Source organism: Desulfovibrio mangrovi, from assembly GCF_026230175.1.
Classification (GTDB): Bacteria; Desulfobacterota; Desulfovibrionia; order Desulfovibrionales; family Desulfovibrionaceae; genus Halodesulfovibrio; species Halodesulfovibrio mangrovi.
This window is the reverse complement of sequence record NZ_CP104208.1, coordinates 665,150-683,765: the sequence shown is the minus strand read 5'-3', so window position 1 is coordinate 683,765 and position 18,616 is coordinate 665,150. Positions and strand designations below refer to the sequence as shown.

14 protein-coding genes and 1 pseudogene are annotated in these 18,616 nt (G+C 56.1%); 8 read left to right on the top strand and 7 right to left on the bottom strand.

Features of this window, described 5'->3' with window-relative positions:
• Positions 1–43: 43 nt before the first annotated feature.
• The gene (locus N1030_RS03170) at positions 44–550 is read right to left on the bottom strand and encodes a peptidylprolyl isomerase (RefSeq protein ID WP_265827618.1); all 507 of its coding nucleotides are present in this window, start codon (positions 548–550) and stop codon (positions 44–46) included.
• Positions 551–820: 270 nt separating this feature from the next.
• On the opposite strand from N1030_RS03170, the gene N1030_RS03165 reads away from it, so the two are divergent.
• Together N1030_RS03165 and N1030_RS03160 are read left to right on the top strand one after the other, a co-directional pair.
• Complete coding sequence (locus N1030_RS03165; RefSeq protein WP_265827617.1) at positions 821–1,540, top strand: class I SAM-dependent methyltransferase; 720 nt, start codon at positions 821–823, stop codon at positions 1,538–1,540.
• Between the two features lies 1 nt (position 1,541).
• A complete protein-coding gene (locus tag N1030_RS03160) occupies positions 1,542–3,272 on the top strand; it encodes a YcaO-like family protein (protein WP_265827615.1) in 1,731 nt (576 codons plus the stop codon).
• Positions 3,273–3,404: 132 nt separating this feature from the next.
• Here N1030_RS03160 and rbr read toward each other — a convergent pair whose 3' ends face one another.
• Both rbr and N1030_RS03150 read right to left on the bottom strand, forming a co-directional pair.
• Positions 3,405–3,983: a rubrerythrin gene (gene rbr / locus N1030_RS03155; protein WP_265827614.1), complete on the bottom strand. Its 579-nt coding sequence runs from the start codon at positions 3,981–3,983 to the stop codon at positions 3,405–3,407.
• 216 nt (positions 3,984–4,199) lie between these two features.
• Positions 4,200–5,459 (bottom strand): APC family permease, encoded by a 1,260-nt coding sequence (locus N1030_RS03150; protein ID WP_265827613.1) that lies wholly within the window; start codon positions 5,457–5,459, stop codon positions 4,200–4,202.
• Between the two features lie 162 nt (positions 5,460–5,621).
• Here N1030_RS03150 and N1030_RS03145 point away from each other — a divergent pair, with 162 nt between their 5' ends.
• Positions 5,622–6,509 carry a LysR family transcriptional regulator gene (locus N1030_RS03145; RefSeq protein WP_265827611.1) on the top strand — a complete coding sequence of 296 codons (888 nt, stop codon included), beginning with the start codon at positions 5,622–5,624 and terminating at the stop codon, positions 6,507–6,509.
• Between the two features lie 140 nt (positions 6,510–6,649).
• Here N1030_RS03145 and N1030_RS03140 read toward each other — a convergent pair whose 3' ends face one another.
• Positions 6,650–9,262, bottom strand: a complete 2,613-nt coding sequence (locus N1030_RS03140; RefSeq protein ID WP_265827610.1) for a tetratricopeptide repeat protein — start codon at positions 9,260–9,262, stop codon at positions 6,650–6,652.
• Positions 9,263–9,295: 33 nt separating this feature from the next.
• On the opposite strand from N1030_RS03140, the gene N1030_RS03135 reads away from it, so the two are divergent.
• The 4 genes and pseudogenes from N1030_RS03135 (at position 9,296) to N1030_RS17685 (ending at position 12,903) form a co-directional block, all read left to right on the top strand.
• Positions 9,296–9,658, top strand: coding sequence for a molybdenum cofactor biosynthesis protein MoaE (locus tag N1030_RS03135; RefSeq protein WP_265827609.1), 363 nt, complete (start codon positions 9,296–9,298; stop codon positions 9,656–9,658).
• Positions 9,659–9,831: 173 nt separating this feature from the next.
• The gene (locus N1030_RS03130; protein ID WP_265827608.1) at positions 9,832–10,281 is read left to right on the top strand and encodes a thermonuclease family protein; all 450 of its coding nucleotides are present in this window, start codon (positions 9,832–9,834) and stop codon (positions 10,279–10,281) included.
• A 252-nt stretch (positions 10,282–10,533) separates the two neighbouring features.
• Positions 10,534–11,994: pseudogene (locus tag N1030_RS17690) on the top strand (Cache 3/Cache 2 fusion domain-containing protein); the annotation flags it as partial.
• A gap of 195 nt (positions 11,995–12,189) precedes the next feature.
• Complete coding sequence (locus N1030_RS17685; RefSeq protein ID WP_420842838.1) at positions 12,190–12,903, top strand: methyl-accepting chemotaxis protein; 714 nt, start codon at positions 12,190–12,192, stop codon at positions 12,901–12,903.
• Between the two features lie 378 nt (positions 12,904–13,281).
• Here the strand turns inward: N1030_RS17685 and N1030_RS03120 are convergent, their stop codons facing one another.
• The 3 genes from N1030_RS03120 to N1030_RS03110 all read right to left on the bottom strand — a co-directional run bounded on the left by N1030_RS03120 (position 13,282) and on the right by N1030_RS03110 (position 17,360).
• On the bottom strand, positions 13,282–14,640 hold the full coding sequence (locus N1030_RS03120) for a sodium-dependent transporter (protein WP_265827605.1): 1,359 nt from the start codon (positions 14,638–14,640) through the stop codon (positions 13,282–13,284).
• Between the two features lie 658 nt (positions 14,641–15,298).
• Positions 15,299–16,432 carry an adenine nucleotide alpha hydrolase family protein gene (locus N1030_RS03115; RefSeq protein ID WP_265827604.1) on the bottom strand — a complete coding sequence of 378 codons (1,134 nt, stop codon included), beginning with the start codon at positions 16,430–16,432 and terminating at the stop codon, positions 15,299–15,301.
• Between the two features lie 172 nt (positions 16,433–16,604).
• Positions 16,605–17,360 carry a substrate-binding periplasmic protein gene (locus N1030_RS03110; protein ID WP_265827603.1) on the bottom strand — a complete coding sequence of 252 codons (756 nt, stop codon included), beginning with the start codon at positions 17,358–17,360 and terminating at the stop codon, positions 16,605–16,607.
• Positions 17,361–17,554: 194 nt separating this feature from the next.
• On the opposite strand from N1030_RS03110, the gene recA reads away from it, so the two are divergent.
• Positions 17,555–18,601: a recombinase RecA gene (gene recA, locus N1030_RS03105; protein WP_265827602.1), complete on the top strand. Its 1,047-nt coding sequence runs from the start codon at positions 17,555–17,557 to the stop codon at positions 18,599–18,601.
• Positions 18,602–18,616 lie beyond the last annotated feature (15 nt).

Sequence of the window (18,616 nt, the reverse complement as noted above, 5' to 3'; positions counted from 1 at the left end):
GGCCCGAAGACCGCCTTGAATACATCACTTATTCTTCTTGATTCTATTCGAACCGACGTGCGGAAATGATCTCGATGTCATCCACCGGCAGGTCGTCAAAGTCGTTACGGGGCTTGGTAACCTTCCAGTTGATCTTCTTCACGACATCCATACCTTCCACAACACGACCGAACACGGTGTAGCCGTAGTTCTCATCAGTGTCGTCCATATGGTCGAGGTCGAGGTTGTCTTCCGCGTTGATGAAAAATTCATCGCTGGCGGAGTCCTTCTCCGTGGCACGGGCCAGAGCCACGGTACCCTTCAGGTTGGAAAGACCGCCCTTGGCTTCGTTCTCCACAGGAGGCAGTGCCTCTCTGCGCTGCAGGCGGTTGTCATACCCTCCGCCCTGAATCATGAAACCACGGATAACGCGGTGAAAGATGGTGTAATCATAATGCTTGGCGTCCACATACTGCAGGAAGTTGGCTACGCTCTTGGGCGCACTTTCCGGCAGCAGTTCTATGAGAATATCGCCCAAGGTGGTCTCGAGCAGTACGTACGGATTTTCCATGAGTTCTCCTGCGTAATTCGCTGTTACATTTCGGCGGCTGGCGCCATGACTTCATCTATCAGAAAAAGGCAGCAAGGTCAGCCCCCTGCCAGCAACATCTCCTGCCAGAGTATTCTGTTCTCCCTCCAGGCACCCCATACCCGTTTACCCTTTCTTCTCCCAGCATGTGCCTTGCACAATCGTTCCGCATAGTGCATGAACCCTGTGTGCCCGCCTAACGGCGACGTGGGGTTGCCGCTGCGGGCCCCTATACATAGCCAAGGAAACACTATGCAATACCGTCTGGATGCACCGCTGGACGAACTACTTGATATGGCCCGTCAACGCTTTGAGGTTGCGTTCGAGCCTTTGGCCGTGGGAGATGCCCAAATCGAGGTTCTGCAGGTGCAGAACATGAAGGAATATCTCGACAACCTTGTTCCCACCATCAAGGAAGACGCTTTGAGCGCTCTGCCACTCTGGGCCAAGATATGGCCTGCCGCCTTCATGCTGGGCCACTTTCTGCGCCATGCCCCCTCCAAAGACAAATCCCTGCTGGAAATAGGCGCAGGCTGCGGCGTAACTGGCCTCATAGCCGCCACACAGGGCTTTTCCGAGGTGGTGATTTCGGACATCAACGAAGACGCACTGCTCTTTGCACGTATCAACGTACTGCAGAACGGCATGGAAGACCGGGTCTCCGTCCGCAAGGTAGACATCCAGACCACCCGCATGGATCGCAGCTTCGACTACATCGTGGGAGCCGAGATTCTGTATCTTGAGCCCCTGCACCGTGCGCTGGTCAAGTTCATCAACCACCACCTCGCAAAGCGTCCCGAAGCGGAGGCGATCCTTGCTAAGGACTACCGCCGCAAGGCCAAGAAATTCTTCAAGCTTGCAGAGCGTGATTTCCGCATGCAGGAACAGACCGTAGGCGCCAAAACCACCGCAGGAAACGAAGACAGCGCAGACCGCGCCCTGTTTACCATCCACAGATTGCGAGCCAAATAGCATGATACGACTTTCAAGTTGCCCCAAGCACTACACCGCCGATCAGGACAAGGTCATGACTCCCGGAGAGACCGTGGCCCGCGTGAAAGCCCGCCTCGCCGAACTGGAAACACAGATTCTGGCGGAAACCCGCCGTATCGACACGGGTCGCCTTGATATCCCCGTCTTTCTTTCCGTATGCGGTGCGGACGCCCGCAAGTTCATGCCCACCCGCAAGCAGATGGGCAAAGGCGCTTCCGTGGAGCAGGCCGAAGCCTCTGCCCTGATGGAGCTGATGGAGCGCTACAGCTACTGGACCTTCTGGGAACGCAAACCAGACATGGTACGCTGCACCTGGACGGAAGCGGCAACGCGCTTTGGCGACAAACTGATCGGCATGGACGTTATTCTGCAGTCCGTCTCCGAATCGCTGCCTCATGATAAAGCCGCCCGCGTGATGGATCTGACCGAATGGTGGTTCTGTCCCGCCACGGACGTTCACACCGGCGAAGAGCGCATCATTCCGCTGGACTGGTTCCGCAAGCTGGGCGAATTCAACGGCTCATCCGCGGGCAACACCGATGAGGAATCCATCTTTCAGGGAGCCTGCGAACTGGTGGAACGCCATGTCTGCTGCGTCATAGACCGCGCAGGCAAGCCCGTGCCCACCATCAGCCCCGCTTCCTTCACCGATCCGGTGCTGGTGAATCTCTACAGCAAGTTCACGGATAACGGCATTGTCGTCATCCTCAAGGACTTCTCGCAGGGCATGCCCGTCCCCACAGTCGCTGCCATTGCATGGGACCCGGCCACCTTCCCCTACCAGTCGGAGATCGTCTATACCGCCGGCACAGCCTCCTCCCCCGTCAAGGCCGCCGTACGAGCCCTGACAGAAGTAGCCCAGCTTGCAGGCGACTTTGAATCCGGAGCCTGCTACGAAGCCTCCGGCCTGCCCAAGTACGCACGCACGGAGGAACTGGGCTGGCTGCTGGATGGCCCGCAGGTCAATCTTGATGAACTGCCCACGGTGGAAAACGGCGACATCTACGAAGAACTCATGGCGCTCGTTCGCGGTCTGCAGACGCAAGGCTACAGCCTCTTCTCCATTCAGACCACCAATCCGGAACTGAACGTTTCCGCCAACTACAACATCGTTCCCGGCTTCCAGTTCCGCGAACGCGACAAGAACGCCAGCCTCGGCCTCTTTGTGGGCCGCATTCTCAGCGAAGAATGCGACGCTCCCACGGCAGCACGAGGACTGTCTGCGCTGGAAGACATCTATCCCAACGCCCACTTCCTGCCCTTCTTCAAGGGCATGCTCGCCCTGCGCGCAGAAGCCTTTGACGAGGCCTGCACCTTCTTCGAACAGGCCGAACCGCTGCAGCCCGAAGCCGATGCGCAGGGGCTGGCCGCCTTCTACAGCGGCTATTGCCATACGCTGAAAGAAGACTGGCAAGCAGCCCTGTCCGGTCTGGACCGCGCCGTGGCGCTGTGCCCCGAAATGAAGGAATACTTCAACTTCCGCGGCGTCACACGCTTCAAACTGGGCATGTACGCCGAAGCCGCGGACGACTTCCGCACGCTCATCAAGGATCTGGACAAGGGCTCGGCCATCGACCTTGCCAACCTCGGGCTGTGCTGCAAGTTCCTTGACCAGCGTGCCGAGGCCGAGGAATACCTGACGGCCGCACTGGACATCGATCCATCCATCGAATTCGCCCGTACGCATCTGAACGAACTGCGCGGAGAATAGTTCGGCAGGCAGAAACCTCATCCTGCAAGACGAGCAATCCCCAAGGCTACATGAAACAAAAAGCCGGAAGCATACGCTTCCGGCTTTTCCAATTCCATAGGCAGAGTTTCCGCCTTTTCACAACACAGGCTGCTACCAGTTGGTCGCCTTGACTTCAAAATGGGCCTGCGGATGCACGCATGCCGGACACTGAACAGGTGCTTCGCTTCCCTTATGGTTGTAGCCGCAGTTACGGCAACGCCACACGATTTCGGAGTCCTTGCGGAACACGTGACCGGTTTCGATATTCTTGATCAACGCACGGTAGCGCTCTTCATGGTATTCCTCTGCCACGCAGATGCTGCGATACATTTCCGCCACGTCGGGCAAGCCTTCTTCGTCGGCAATGCGGGCAAATTCAGGATACAGGGAAACAAACTCTTCGTGTTCACCGTCCGCAGCAGCCTTCAGGCACTCCAGCGTGGTGCCGAGCTTGCCTGCGGGATAGGTTGCGGTAATCTCCACCTCGCCGCCTTCAAGGAATTTGAACATGCGCTTGGCGTGTTCCTTCTCGTGGTCAGCGGTTTCTTCAAAGATATGAGAAATCTGTACATAGCCTTCCTTGCGGGCGATTGCGGCAAAGTAGGTGTAACGATTGCGGGCCTGAGATTCACCTGCAAAGGACTTCAGCAGGTTCTGCTCCGTACGGGTTCCCTTGATGGACTTGGACATTGTCAGTGACTCCTGTCGGTAGTGGCGTTTTCACTTGGAGCATTGCCCTGCATACGGCTGCTAAACCAACCGCAGAGGGCAACCTGTTCAACATGCGCTGTACTGCGCACGTATTTGACCGTTTGATCAAACCGGCACAGATCGAAGGCACTGTAAGACCTCACCGTCAGGATGTAAACCTCACGAGAGGAATGTCCTTCTCCTTGCAGAAAAAATCTATCTGCCTGTCACGGATTCCTCACCGGAAACCACACGCGAAACCGGCTTCAAACACCAGATGGCCAATACGCCCACTGCAAACAGGACAAACCATTCCGACTGCCCGAACACGACAAGCAGCACCACTGCCAGCAAGGCTGCACAGACGCGCTTCCACATGCGTGACAGCATGACGATTCCAGTGCCGATGCCTATCAGCGCATTGGCAAGAAAGAAGCCGCTGGCAATGGCCACAAGCGACTCCAGACGGGCAAGACCGGACAGACAAGCCACCAGCGATCCTGCCTGCATCAGGCACAGGGCGGCCACAGAGACAACCGGCACGCCGCCCCTTGTTTTGCCGAACGCCGCAGGCAGCGCACCGTCATCGGCAAGAGAGGCCATAAGACGGGCCACACCACCCACAAACATCAGGTATGTCGTCACGCACAAGGCTGTCACAAGCAGAGAGCATACAAGGCCACCATACGGTCCGAACATGGGATACAGCATCCGCGCTACGCCATACCCCGCCTGCTGCGGTACCGCCTGTGCCTGCATGGCAAAGGCAACACACAGCTCAACGGCTGTAACGGCCGCCACGCTGCCCATGACCGCACGGGGGATGGTCCGCTTCGGGCCATCAACATCGCCGCTGTAGTTCCCCACCACCTCCCACCCCACGATGATCCAGAACAGCATAAGCAAGCTGTGACCGAAAACGCCCGCGTCGAAGCTGGCCGGACGCGGAACAAGGGGCATGCCCTCTCCATAGGTAAGCACGACCAGCACACTGCCTGCGAAGAGCAGCACAGCCGATACGGATGAAACCACAAGTGCGATAGTGCCTATGGCACGGATACGCTGCAGCAACAGGATGAAGCCGAAAGGAACCAGACAAAGCGCCACTCCCATGCGCCCTCCGGGAACTGTATCCAGCCACGGCAGGGGCAGATACTGCGCAATGGTCAGCAACACCGCCGCAGGACCGAATATGACTGCGGAGATGAGATAATACGAAGCAAGCCGTTTGGCTCTGGCTCCGAACACATGGGCAATTGCATCTGCCACCCCGCCGTTGCCCGGAAACTGAATGGAGAGAAAACCGAATACAAAGGCGAACACGGCGTTCAGGAACACGGTTACCAGCCATGCGGGAACGGCCCATTCTCCCGCCGCTTGCTGCACCAGAGGCGGCAGAATGAATATGCCGGAACCGAGCACCGGACCGACCATCAATCCGCTCAGCATGAAAGGACCCAGTTTGCCATTCTTCACAACGCCACTCCTTGCAATACATGATGTTTTTGCAGTATGGCCCGGTCAGGAGCATTCTTTCCAACAGAATTATCCGAAGGCAGCATTCTGTTCTGCAGAACGCTGCATGCAACTCAGCTCCAACCCCGATCCGAGGGCTCAAGCAACGCCAAGGGAGGTTGCGTGGAACTCAATCAGCTTCGTTCATTCGTGTGTGTCGCCCGGGAGCAGAATCTGACAAAGGCGGCACGGGTGCTGCATATAAGCCAATCCGCGCTCAGCACACAGATTCGCGGACTGGAAGAATCCCTCGGCGTCATCCTTTTCGAACGGAAGGCGCGGGGCATGCAGCTAACCGTAAACGGCAAGACACTGCTCAGTCAGGCACGCATGATACTGGATGCCGCAGACTCCATGAAAGTCGCGGCGGGCAGGTTGAATACGGAATTGAGCGGATCGCTAACCATAGGGCTGAACACAGACCCCCTCTTTCTGCGCATGCGAACGCTCGATTCCCGGATGGAAAAGCTCTATCCCGCCCTCATGCTTGAGTTCATCACCTCGCAGACGCTGGCTACAACCAGCCTGCTGCATGAACGGGTTCTGGATGCGGGTTTCCGCTTCGGCATCAGCCGCGATGAAGGCATCTCGGAAACCTTTCTGGCCGACGTGCCGCTGGCCGTGGTCATTCCCACCCGCTTTCTCAAGCGGGTGGACAAGGTGTCCGACTTCACATGGAAAACCCTGGCGGAACTGCCGTGGCTCTGGACAACCTGCGACTGCCCTTTCCACAAGCTTGTTGCCGACAGGATGGCCGAACACGGTGTAAAGCCCCACCCCGTTGCGGATGCTCTGGATGAAGCCATTGTCAGGGAGATGGTGGCCAATGGCAAAGGCGCGTCCATCCTGCGGAGAGACATGGCGGAACTGCTGGAAACGGAAGGTCTGGCAGGGGCGTGGGATGAACCGCTCAGCGTACCGCTCAGCATAGCCTGCCTCACGGCCAGAAAGGATGATCCTCTCATTGCCGCGCTTATTCAGGAAGTACGGTCTATCTGGGCGGCAGCCTGACAACAGGACACGCCGGACAGAGTTCGCCGAATAAGTGACCACGGGAAAAGCCAGACGGCTTCACCTGCAGTGGCAATTACAAGGGCAGATTAGGGAGAGGATGCGGCACCTGAACCGTACGTCCATCGGTGCCAGAACCGTTAGCCCTGTCCTCTGGCCTTTCGGAACAGCTTTTCACGGGTTTTCTCGAACACCACGGCTGTCCGCAAAGCGGCCAAGCCAAGAGCGAACACGGAAAGAATGATGATAAGCCCCTTCTGAATCTGCCATTTCTGCTTCACAAGCAAGCCAGTGGCCCATTCCGCGCCACTGGTCTGCCCGTAGTAAATGGTCAGCGGCAAGCCAACGAGAGTGAGCAGCAGAAAGGCCAGTTCCAGCCAGAAGAACGTCTTGCCCAAAATAAGCATGAACAACGTGGCATCGCGCACCACACGAAGGAACCGCAGCCTGCCCTCGAGCAGAACAAGCCGTTCCTCCTCCTGCTCTGCCATCTTCTGCGCACGCTTGAAGGTTTCCGCCACCTGAAAATGGGTCTTCAGGGCCCAGTTGAGGTTGGCGGCGCACAGGTTGTACTGCTTGTTGAATTCCATCAGGATCTTCGGGAAGGGGAACCATGCGGCCTCGTCGCGTATGTACGTAAGCCGGTCCATGAAGTATTTGAACTTCTGTTTCAGATCTCTGGCTTCCTGATTCACGCGGATCTGCAAGTCGCGATCAATGCGCTCACGCCCCTGCACCAGCCCCATGAAGGATACAAAATTCTTCACCTCCGCCAGTTGCAGCAGACGGCTTATACGGGCCGATGCCTGCTCCGCAAAGGGGTGCTCCTCAGGGAACCACATGGCAATATCCAGCCGCAGCTTCTCAAGCCCTTCACGCATCCTTCCGGCCTGTGTTTCGGCTTCGGTCCATGGAATATTAAGGGAAGACAGAATCTGAATGTGGCCACGCTCCATTTCAGGATCCAGTAACACGCGATTGAACATGTTGGGGTCTTTTTCAATCAGCCCCAGCAGGAATCCCATAGCCTGATCGGCAAAGCCCATCTTCACCTGACACACGGCCTGTCGATACAACGCCTCAAGCCACATGGGACAAAGACGCATGACCTGCTTGTACATGTTGCTTGCCTGCTGAAAACGCCCCTGTATTTCGAGGTTTCTCGCCTGCAGGAATACGTGATAGGCCTGCAGCAACGGCGAAGTGCAGAAGGATTCCGCCTCCTTCCACAGCTGCTGGGCACGGACAAGGTCACCGCGCTCCATGGCGATGAAGCCGTTGATGGTACGGGACCGGAAGTCTCTGGGATAGCGGATCTGAATCTGCTGCAGTTCCTTTTCGGCATGGATATGCTCACCCGCCAACAGGGTATTCAGCACACCCCAGACAGGATTTTCGTCGCGGGGGGCCTGATCTTCTATCCCGGCAGGATAATCCTTGCCGCGCGCAAGCCACATGCGCCGCATCATACGCAGTTGAAAGGTATCGGTGACAGCGAAAACGGACTTGAGAATCAGGCTATCCAACCCATCCCGTCCCATGATGGCTGCAATACCTTCATGCACGTCGCCCTGAAGGGCATCTTCAATACCCTTGAAGCCGGAATTGAAGGTATCAAAATCCATGGCGGCAACCTTCCGCCAAATCCCCAAGTCCAACTCTTCCAGCCTTCGCGTGGGACAGGCGGCAGGTTCATGCGTCCGCATGCCGCAGTAGAAGCAGTGGTTGTTCGCCCCGGCTACAAGCCTGTTGGAAATGACAACGGGCAGCATGCCCACCGCATCCTCGCCCAGGGTGGACATGTTGATATTGCACCAGTCGTCCACGCTGCTCGATTCCACGTTGAAACGCGTATCGTGAACCTCGAAACCTTCGCCCATGAGATAGGCGTTGCGGTAACTCATATGCGGGAAATCAGGCACCAGCTGATCCCAGTCAAGGCGTACTTTCTTGTGCAGCTCGTTATTGAAGTTGAGCCCCTTGCGGTCCACCAATGCCTGTACACAGGGCCAGTAACGCTCAGGGTTTGATTCCTTCAACGAGGCGATGGCGGTCAGATAATCCTTGCACCACAAGCGGAGCGTGCGCAAATTTTCAAGCTGAAAGAACACATAGTTCTCAAACAGCATGAACTTGATCTTGAGTCGCTGAAATATCTCTTCAATTTCCTTGAAGAATTCTCGCCAACCAGCTTGAAATCCCTTTTCCAGAGGATTGCCCAGCGGCTTCAGCACCCCATACCAACCCAGTTGAGACTGATACGGCAACCGCGGGTCCGCGTGGAAGAGGAACCAGTGAAGGGAAGCAAGGCCGGTATAGGGCTTGGTCTCCACAAATGAAAAGCCGGGAAGACCTTTGCCATCTTCTCGAGCCTTGGGATGAACCCATATTTCCAGATCCTCCGGTACGATGGAGGTCTGGGCCGATATCACCGTATCAACGGAAAGATTAATTTCACGCTTACTGCTGAAAAGCAGTTTGGCAGGAAATATCTGTGCAAATACGGGCAGTTTATTGAACTTCCCCCATATTTCCAGACGGGCAAGCGCAAGAAAAACATCTGTGGAAAAGAAAAACCAGACGGCCTGATCGCGTTCGTTAGCAAGTAGCAACCCACCGTAATCCTGAAGAGTCTGGGTAATGGAAAGGTTCAGATCACCATCCCAGCTTGTCCAAAGGCCATAACCGGCCGCCACCATTCGGGCTTCCTTGAACTGCGGGAGTTTGCTAAGCAGTGAGGACAATCTGGCCATTATCTATCCCATTCTTACGATCGCGGAGGTTTTATGGATATCAACAAGGCCCTTGCAGACCTGAAACGTGAGCCAGGCTTTGCAGACCATGTAGGCATGATGCTCATTCACAACGGGGTTGTCCGCAGCTGGTCCCGCAAAGACAAGAACAACGTCGTGGCAGTGCGTGTTAAGCCCGATCATGACAGAATCGCCGCCATATGCAAGGAGATGCAGCAACGCGAAGGCATCTTCCGCATCGTTGCCGAGGCCAACGAAGGCGAACTCCAACCCGGTGACGATCTACTCTTCCTCATTGTTGCCGGCGACATCCGCGAGAACGTCAAGGAAGTCTTCGCTGAACTGCTGGATCGCGTCAAAGCCGAAGCCGTCACCAAGGAAGAAGTCTTCGGGTAACCCCATCCTGCAAAAATCTGCGACCCAAATGGCGCTGTCATCATTGGCAGCGCCATTTTTTTGCCTGCACTCAGGACTTTTTGCAAATAGCATTCCTTATTCATCTTATGAAAGAAAAGAGAACTTGCCCGCTGTCCGTTGACATGGTTGTGAATATATAATTATCTATATTTATGTTTCTCAAATCCACCACCTCAGCCAACGGATTGCCTGCCCTCGTCCTGCTGGTCTGCCTGCTTGTCTATCCTACAGCTGCAAAGGCGCATGAGACAAACTACGGGGACATGGAGGCAGTCGTTGTACGGGTGGTGGATGGTGACACCATCATTGTGGATATTCCCGATCTTCCTCCAGTGATCGGAAAGAATATCGGCATTCGCATTTCCGGATGCGATACACCGGAGCTTCACGACAAGCGCCCTGAAAAACGGGCTCTCGCGCAACAGGCTAAATCCTTCGTAACCACTCTGCTGCAGGGAAAGAAAGTTCGCCTCAAAGATGTAAAAAGGGGTAAATATTTCCGCCTGATCGCCGATGTGGTAATACAGCAGATCAGTCTTTCCACCCTGCTTATCGACGAGGGGTACGCCAAGCCCTATTTCGGCGGCAAAAAAGGATGGTAGTATTTTCATCGGCCCTTCCGCAGTGGAGCCGAAGGAAAAAATCTCTGCCTTGACAACATGTTGTAGCAACAGGCAAACCATTTCTTGCTGCATATTGCCTGATGGGTTCATTGCGTATTGCGTCAATCGGGACAGGAGCTACACCAGCCCAGTCCGTTCACCTTTGCCGAAACACATTCGATACTGGAGGTCTCCGTGCAACTCAACTTCAACAGAAAACTCCTCCTCAGCATTGTTGCGACTGTGGTTGCCATGCTCCTGATTTCCGGCGTGTACTTCTATGCGACCTCCAAAAGCACCCTTCACATCCTCGGCCAACGCTTCATCTCTTCCCTGCTCATAGAACTGGAAGACACCATCGAATTGCAGAACAAGATCACGCAGGAAAAGCTTGATTCCGACCTCGTCGTCATGGAGCGGGACATCAAGTCCCTCGGCTCCCTGTTCATATCGGAAGATGAAACCATAACGACGACAATCGTGAATCAGGTGACCAAGGAAAAAGAAGAGGTCACCATTCCCACCCTGCAAATCGGGGACGGTCTTACCGGCATCACCATGAATAACAACTTCATGCTGGTGGATCAGGTTCAGAAGACCCTTGGCGGCACGGCCACCATTTTCCAGGTTCTTCCCGGCAAACTGCTCCGCGTTTCCACCAACGTGAAGAAACTGGACGGCTCCCGTGCAGTGGGCACCTATATCCCTGCAGACAGCCCTGTCTACAAAACCATCATGAAGGGCGAAACCTTCCGTGGCAAAGCCTTTGTGGTAAACGACTGGTATGTTACGGCGTACAAGCCCATCAAGGATGAAGATGGCAAGATCGTGGCCGTCATTTACGTTGGACGTAACATGATGACTCCGGAACTCAAGTCCGTCATTGAAAAGCTTTCCTATGACGGTGAAGGCGAAACCGTCATCACCCTTTCCAACGGCAAATACGTCTACGGAAAGAACCTTGAAACAGACGCCGCAATCACCGAACTGGATCACGGCAAGGCTTTTCTCGACTCCAAGGAAGGGTTCCTGCATTTCATGAAGGACGGCGTCGACCACATCGCCTACAAACGCTACTACGAGCCCTGGGACTGGCACATCGGCTTTGCGCTGCCTGAAAAGAAGATGTACCTCGGTGCCGACGACAAAGCGATGTTTGCCTCGTCTGCCATCATCATCGGCGGAGCCCTTGCCGCAATCGTACTGTTCTCCTTCATTATCCGCCTGTTGCTGCGCCCCCTGAACGACCTTTCCGTCGTTACCAAGCGCATTGCCGAAGGCGATCTCAACGCCCGCAGCGAGTACACGGCCAATGACGCCATCGGCGAAACGGTGCATTCCGTCACCGCCATGGTGGGGGAACTGAAGAACAGGCTTGGCTTTGCTCAAGGGGTTCTGAACGGTATTCCCACTCCCTGCGGCATAGTCGGTCCGGATTTCAAGATGCTCTGGACCAACAAGCAGGTCTGCACCATGCTTGAAAAAACCAAATCCCCCGAAGACTATGTAGGCATGCAGTCCGGCGAATTCTTCTGGAATGACCGCAACCGGGAAACCCTTTCCGACAAGGCGATCAAAGAACGAACCGCATATAACCGCGAAGTCGAATACACTGCGCCTTCAGGCAAGAAATATCACGTTGATATCAGTACGACCCCCTTCTATGACCCCGACGGAAACATCCTCGGCTCCATCTCGTTCTGGTACGATCTGACCGCTGTCAAGGAAAGCGAACAGCGCATCAAGGCTCAGAATGAACGGATCGCCCAGACGGCAGCCACCGCCAACAACATTGCCGACCAGGTATCCGATGCCGCAGGGCAACTTGCAGAACAGATATCCGAAGCAACGCAGGCCTCCTCGCTGCAAAGCGACCGCATCGGCGAATCGGCCGCAGCCATCGAAGAGATGAACGCAACCACCCTTGAGGTGGCACAAAACGCAGGCGAAGCTGCTGAAAAGGCGGAAGAAGCCCAGCAGATTGCCGATCAGGGCGCTCAGGTTGTGCAGGACGTCATCCGCTCCACGGATGAGGTGCACAAGCATACCCAACAGATGGAAAGCACACTGAAGGAGCTGGGATCACAGGCAGAAGGCATAGGTCAGATCATCGGCGTCATCAACGACATTGCGGACCAGACCAACCTGCTGGCACTGAACGCCGCCATTGAGGCCGCCCGCGCCGGTGAGGCCGGCCGCGGCTTTGCCGTTGTCGCCGACGAAGTACGCAAGCTGGCCGAAAAGACCATGACCGCCACCAAGGAAGTGGAAGGCGTAGTCAAGGCCATCCAGTCCAGCACAACGGGCACCCTCGGGCACATGAAGGATGTGGCCAAGCTCGTCTCCCAGAGCGCCGGACAAACCCACAAGGCAGGCGATTCCCTCAAGAGCATCGTAGAGACGGTTCTGGGTACTTCCGACCGCGTCCGTTCCATTGCGACGGCTGCCGAAGAACAGTCCGCCACCTCTGAAGAGATCACCCGCACAACAGACGAGATCAACAACCTGAGCCGAGAAACCGCACAGGCCATGGAGCAGTCCTCCGACGCGGTCAACGAACTCGCCGCTCTCGCCCAGCAGCTCAAGGAACTCATTGACGAGTTGGCGCTGGAAGCGCGCTAGCCTTTCGCTGCACGACGAACATCAAAAGAGGCTCCCCTGTGGGAGCCTCTTTTTTTGGCAAACATATCCAGTAGCAAAAGGCCCCCCTCCAAGAGACAAGCTCTACCCGCTTAGCCCCCTGTAAAACCATCAGGCTGCCTACCTCGCTCTGCCCCCCGCAGAGCGGCTGACATTCGCCATGTTAACTCCCACAGCCGCAACGCACGACAAGCTTCAGTGTGGTGTTCGTCAAAGCAGAGCAGCCTTTGCTTCGTCCCCTGCTTTAGCGCCATGCCCTCACTCCCCTTATCAATACCCCTTGCTATCGATACCAGCGCATAAAAAAGGCTCCCTTGCGGGAGCCTTCCATGTGCATTGATAGCCAGTCCGGATGGAGCGCTAGAAGACCTTGAGGCCCTTGAGCAGCACCAGCACCACCAGCACGGGCGTCAGGTAACGCACCAGCATGAACCAGAGGTCGATCAGGCCGCTGTTGGAAAGCGAACCGCTGTTGCTGAGCGCCTTGCGGGACTGGGATATGCCCCACACCCAGCCGCAGTAGAGGCAGATGCAAATGCCGCCGAGAGGCAGGATAATGTTGGAGCTGAGGAAATCGTACAGGTCAAAGAAGTTCTTCCCGAAGATGGTCACATCGGCAAGGGTGCTGAAGGACAGGGTTGCGGGAATACCGAACAGGGCAAGACCGATCGCAGTGGCGATAACCGCCTGCTTGCGGCCCATCCAGCCGCTGCCGGAAAGCAGGGCCACGGGCACTTCAAACAGGGACATCATGGCGCCGATGGTAGCAATACCCGTAAGAACAAAGAAGACAGTCATGAAGAACTGACCGAAGGGAAGCGAACTGAAGACCGCAGGCATGGTCATGAAAAGCAGGCCGGGGCCGGCAGTGGGCTCGAAGCCGTAGTTGAACACGGCGGGGAAGATGGCGATACCGGCCAGCAGGGATACTACCAGGTCTGCCAGCATGACGCGCATGGTGGTCAGCGGAATATCGGCATCATCACGGAAGTAGCTTCCATAGGTCATCATGGTGCCCATGCCGATGGAGAGCTTGAAGAAAGCAAGGCCCATGGCATTCAGCACCACGTCCACGGTCACTTTGGAAAAGTCGGGACGGAACAGAAAGGCAAGACCTTCAGGCGCCTTGGGCAGCATGAGAGAACGAATGCACACGCCGACAAGCATGATGAAGAGCACGGGCATGAGAACCTTGGTGGTCTTTTCAATACCCTTGGAAACGCCGCCCACAAGAATCAGGCCCACCAGAGCCAACACGCCCCACTGCCAATACAGGGAATGCCAGGGGTTGGAAACCATGGCCCCGAAAGCAGCTTCGCCGACCTTGGGATCCACAGCATTCAGTTCTCCCGTTGCCGCACGGACGATGAAGGAGAACACCCAGCCCACGACGTCGGTATAGAATGCCATGATGAGGAAAGCAGCCAGAACGCCGGCTGCGCCCACGAGGAACCAGGGGGTACCGGGGGCAAGCTTCTTCCACGTACCCACGGCGTTGGCCTTGGCTTCACGACCGAGCATGATCTCGCCGATCATGACGGGCAGCCCCACCAGGAAGGTGGCCAGCAGGTAAACGACAAGGAAGGCAGCGCCGCCGCCGTCACCCGTCATGTAAGGAAATTTCCAGATATTGCCGAGTCCGACGGCGGAACCCAGCGTAGCGGTCAGCACGCCGAGACGCGTGGCAAACCCTTCCTGCTTGTTAATGATACCGGACATGAATTCATCCTTGGTTTAAGCGGCTTTGCGGGATGCAACAATCCCTCTTGCGCGCTTCTTTTCCCCGAAAACGCGCATTCCCGATCCTCCTCAATGGGGCTCACGCCAAAGCGGTCCCACACCAGCGGCATGCCTGTATTCAGCAGGAAGAATCCCCCCCTGACCATGATTTCTGTTGAAATCCCGGACACGCCACCTGCTCTTTAACGAGAGCACCGCGCCACCTGTAGACTGTTATCCTCACGATTTCAAGATCAATCAACAAACTGTCCGAATTTGACAAAATCAGCAAACCATTAGCAAGCTCAACGCAAATACCGCAAACGATTCATCACAAACCACTTTCTACCGATCTGATCGAGCGGCAAGCCCTGCTCTCCTTAAGTCGGACATGCGCAAGACAGATAACCGCCAATTTCTTATTTGCCAGTCAGTACAAAACAAGCCCTCCCGCCGAAGCGGGAGGGCTTGTTAATAACCCGGTGAGATCGTGGGCGAAGTCACATGCAAAATCTCTTTTGCAAAGTTTCAGGCAGCCGCCGTCGGGAGTAACTCAATCCCCCATAGTGACGACGGCGAGTCGCCCGGCTTATAACGTATTGATTCTGCCTCCGTGCCAGCGTCTCACGCGTCTACCAGGCATAATATATATAAGCTCTCACGCGCGTTTGTCACGCATGTCGGCCCGTATTTCCTCACGCACAGTGGGCCAGTCAGATTCGCTCCAGCCCTTGTCGGTCACACGCTTCGGCTCAACCGTAAACACCACTTCACCTTCCACGGGAGCATGCTCGCCACCCTGTTCAGCCAGCCTGCGCAGATTGGCCGCAGCGACAACACGCACCATGACAGGCTTGCCTGACTGTACGGCCTTGGGAGAAAACGATGCTGCAAGCGCAGCGGCATCGGCGATCTCATCCTGCGTCCACGGCTTTCCGTCAAACTGACGTCCCACGGCAATGGGGCCGGGGAACCCGCGCAAACGGAAAACAAGATCTGCATCCCCGCAAACTTTGAGCAGTGCCGAATTATCCATATGGTTGCGACCGACAATCATCCAGCGATCTTCCGCCCAGTACTGGCGGCCGATATTGGAGAGCTTGAAGTCGCGAACGGAAGGCTTTGGCGAGAACTTGAGAATGGGCCAATACCGGCGGGCATTCTCCTTCTCAGCCAGCTTGCAGCCGCCACCGGGAGTGGGGATCTCTGCAAAACCGTAATGTTTGGCCAGCGCCAGCTGTTCAGAACGTCCCCTGCCCTTAATGCCGAGCAGGCGCTCGCGGTCCACAAGGCCGCTCAGCTCCACCTCGGTAGGATCAAGATGCTTGGCACACAAAGGACGCAGGAGCACTTCCTTCACTTCCGCATCGCGACGAATGACGTTCAGGGTATCCTGACGTTGCGACATGGGACGCTGCCCCAGCACTTCTCCGGAAATGATGAACTTTGCGCCATAGTGATGCATAAGCTCACTGGCCTTACGCATCATGAGAATCTTGCAGTCAACGCAAGGGTTGAGCACCTTTCCGAACCCGTACACAGGGCGCTCGGTCAGCAGGCGGACATACTCTTCGGAGATATCGACGTTCTCGATATCTATGCCGTACAGGGCTTCCCAATGCTTGCGCTTATGAGGCTTGCCGAAAAAAGGCGCAACAAAGTGCAGGCACTTGACCCGCAAGCCCTGATCCTGAATGACCTTGACCGCCAAAATGGAGTCCAGCCCGCCGGAAAGCAGGGCGACCGCATCGTAGCGGGAGTCAGCTGTGGTGTTGTTGGTATCCGAATGCATGCGAGGCAGATAAGGCGCATCACGCCAAAAAGCAAGAACTGACATGCACGGGACCGCATATTCCCGTCAGGGACAGCAGACCGGACTGCAGGCCGCCAGCCTGTCTCCGGTCAACCGCCAAGGCCCGAAGACGGATGTTGCAAGCCGTATCCCTCCCAGCCCCCAAACAACCTCAGGGAGCCGGATGCAAGCCATAGCCCAGGAGAACCTTGCTCACCACCCCCCGCTTCTTGAGCGTCTCGAAGGCGACAAGGAACTTATTTATATATTCCTGCTTCGAATCGACAAGCGTGAAGCCAAAGACATATTCAACCGATTGGTAGGTTCCTGCGTAAACAACGTCCTGAATGCCGTTTTGACGAATAATTGCCTTGCCTACATCAACATTGGAAAATACGAGGTCGACTCGACGTTTGCCAAGCTTGAAAAAGCCCGATTCGCTGTCCGGCCGCATATCTATTGTAAACCACTTCAAGCGCTTCCATAAAGTATGCAGGAGATGCGAGGTGTTGGAAGGACCATACACGCCGATTTTCCGGCCCATCAGATCCTCCTCGGCAGCGTAGGTGTACCCTGATCCCGCGTTGGCAAAGAAGCCGTATTCCGTCCGGACGACAGCCGAAGAAGGACGCAGCCATTCCCCCCTGTCCTTGTTCCAGCCTATGGGAAACAGGACATCAGCCCCCCCCTTTCTCACAAGATCCTGTGCCCTGCCCCACGGCAGCACGACAACAGGGCATTCCAGTCCGGCTTCCTTGCACACGGCGTCCGCTATATCCTTGAAAGGGCCAGCCGCCTTACCGTTTTCCGCATAGCTGAAGGGCGGGAAATCCTGTGTGACAAAGCGCAACGATGCCGCCTCTTCCGAAGCCTGCACGCCGATGCTCGTCACTAGCAGCAAGACGCACGCCACAATCAGCTTACGCATATTATCTCTCCCCGTATTGATTATGCTGCGTTTTCAATCATAGCATACCATGCCATACTTACACGGTAATTATAAACATGATTTTGCGGAATCCCGCACTACGGCATGCGGAAGAGAAGTTGCCCAGCGCGCTGCCTTCTGGTATGGAAACAGGGCTCAGAATGAACATCCATCCGCACCGGAGACCATAGCCAATGGCAAAAAAACCCGCTCAGAATCCCGAAGACCTGCGCCGCGACGCGCTGAATACCGCACTCAGCTCCATTGAACGCAAATACGGACAAGGCTCGGTCATGCGCCTTGACGACAGCGCGCATGTCAGCATCCCCGTCATCCCGTCAGGTTCCATCGGACTGGACCTTGCCCTGGGCGTCGGCGGCATTCCGCGCGGCCGTGTTACGGAGATCTTCGGCCCTGAATCTTCCGGTAAGACAACCCTTGCCTTGCACATCATTGCCGAATGCCAAAAGCAGGGTGGCACCGCAGCCTTCATCGACGCAGAACACGCCCTTGACCCTTCCTATGCCAAGCGTCTCGGCGTCAACACCGAAGAGCTGCTCATCTCGCAGCCCGACTACGGCGAACAGGCTCTGGACGTGGCCGACATGCTCGTCCGTTCAGGCGCCGTTGACGTCATTGTCGTGGACTCCGTAGCCGCACTGATTCCCCAGTCGGAACTGGAAGGCAACATGGGTGAAACGCAGGTAGGCAGTCAGGCGCGCCTCATGTCGCACGCCATGCGTAAGCTCACCGGCACCATCCACAAGTCCCGCGCCAGCGTTATCTTCATCAACCAGATCCGCATGAAGATCGGCACGATGGGTTACGGCAACCCCGAAACCACCACCGGTGGTAACGCGCTCAAGTTCTACTGCTCCATCCGCATAGACGTACGCCGCATCCAGTCCCTGAAGGACAAGGAAGAGGTATACGGCAACCGCGTGCGCGCCAAGATCGTGAAAAACAAGGTGGCACCGCCTTTCCGCGAAGCCAACTTCGACATCCTGTACGGTCAGGGCATCTCACGGCTGGGCGAACTGATCGACCTTGGTGTTGAAAACAACATCATCGACAAGAGCGGCGCGTGGTACGCCTTCGGGTCCGAACGTCTGGGTCAGGGCAAGGAAAACGTTCGCCTGCTGCTGCAGGAGAATGAAGCGCTTGCCAAACAGATTGAAGACAAGCTACTCACCCACTTCGGCGTGAAGGAACCGATCGCCGAAGAAGCAATTGCCGAATAGCAATAACACGCCGGC

Bases quoted from the DNA above. Each gene is read 5' to 3' on its own strand.
- N1030_RS03120 (WP_265827605.1), bottom strand. From the start codon at position 14,640: ATGTCCGGTATCATTAACAAGCAGGAAGGGTTTGCCACGCGTCTCGGC.
- rbr (WP_265827614.1), bottom strand. From the start codon at position 3,983: ATGTCCAAGTCCATCAAGGGAACCCGTACGGAGCAGAACCTGCTGAAG.
- N1030_RS03110 (WP_265827603.1), bottom strand. From the start codon at position 17,360: ATGCGTAAGCTGATTGTGGCGTGCGTCTTGCTGCTAGTGACGAGCATC.
- N1030_RS17685 (WP_420842838.1), top strand. From the start codon at position 12,190: ATGAACGCAACCACCCTTGAGGTGGCACAAAACGCAGGCGAAGCTGCT.
- N1030_RS03115 (WP_265827604.1), bottom strand. From the start codon at position 16,432: ATGCATTCGGATACCAACAACACCACAGCTGACTCCCGCTACGATGCG.
- recA (WP_265827602.1), top strand. From the start codon at position 17,555: ATGGCAAAAAAACCCGCTCAGAATCCCGAAGACCTGCGCCGCGACGCG.
- N1030_RS03135 (WP_265827609.1), top strand. From the start codon at position 9,296: ATGGATATCAACAAGGCCCTTGCAGACCTGAAACGTGAGCCAGGCTTT.
- N1030_RS03130 (WP_265827608.1), top strand. From the start codon at position 9,832: ATGTTTCTCAAATCCACCACCTCAGCCAACGGATTGCCTGCCCTCGTC.
- N1030_RS03165 (WP_265827617.1), top strand. From the start codon at position 821: ATGCAATACCGTCTGGATGCACCGCTGGACGAACTACTTGATATGGCC.
- N1030_RS03170 (WP_265827618.1), bottom strand. From the start codon at position 550: ATGGAAAATCCGTACGTACTGCTCGAGACCACCTTGGGCGATATTCTC.
- N1030_RS03160 (WP_265827615.1), top strand. From the start codon at position 1,542: ATGATACGACTTTCAAGTTGCCCCAAGCACTACACCGCCGATCAGGAC.
- N1030_RS03140 (WP_265827610.1), bottom strand. From the start codon at position 9,262: ATGGCCAGATTGTCCTCACTGCTTAGCAAACTCCCGCAGTTCAAGGAA.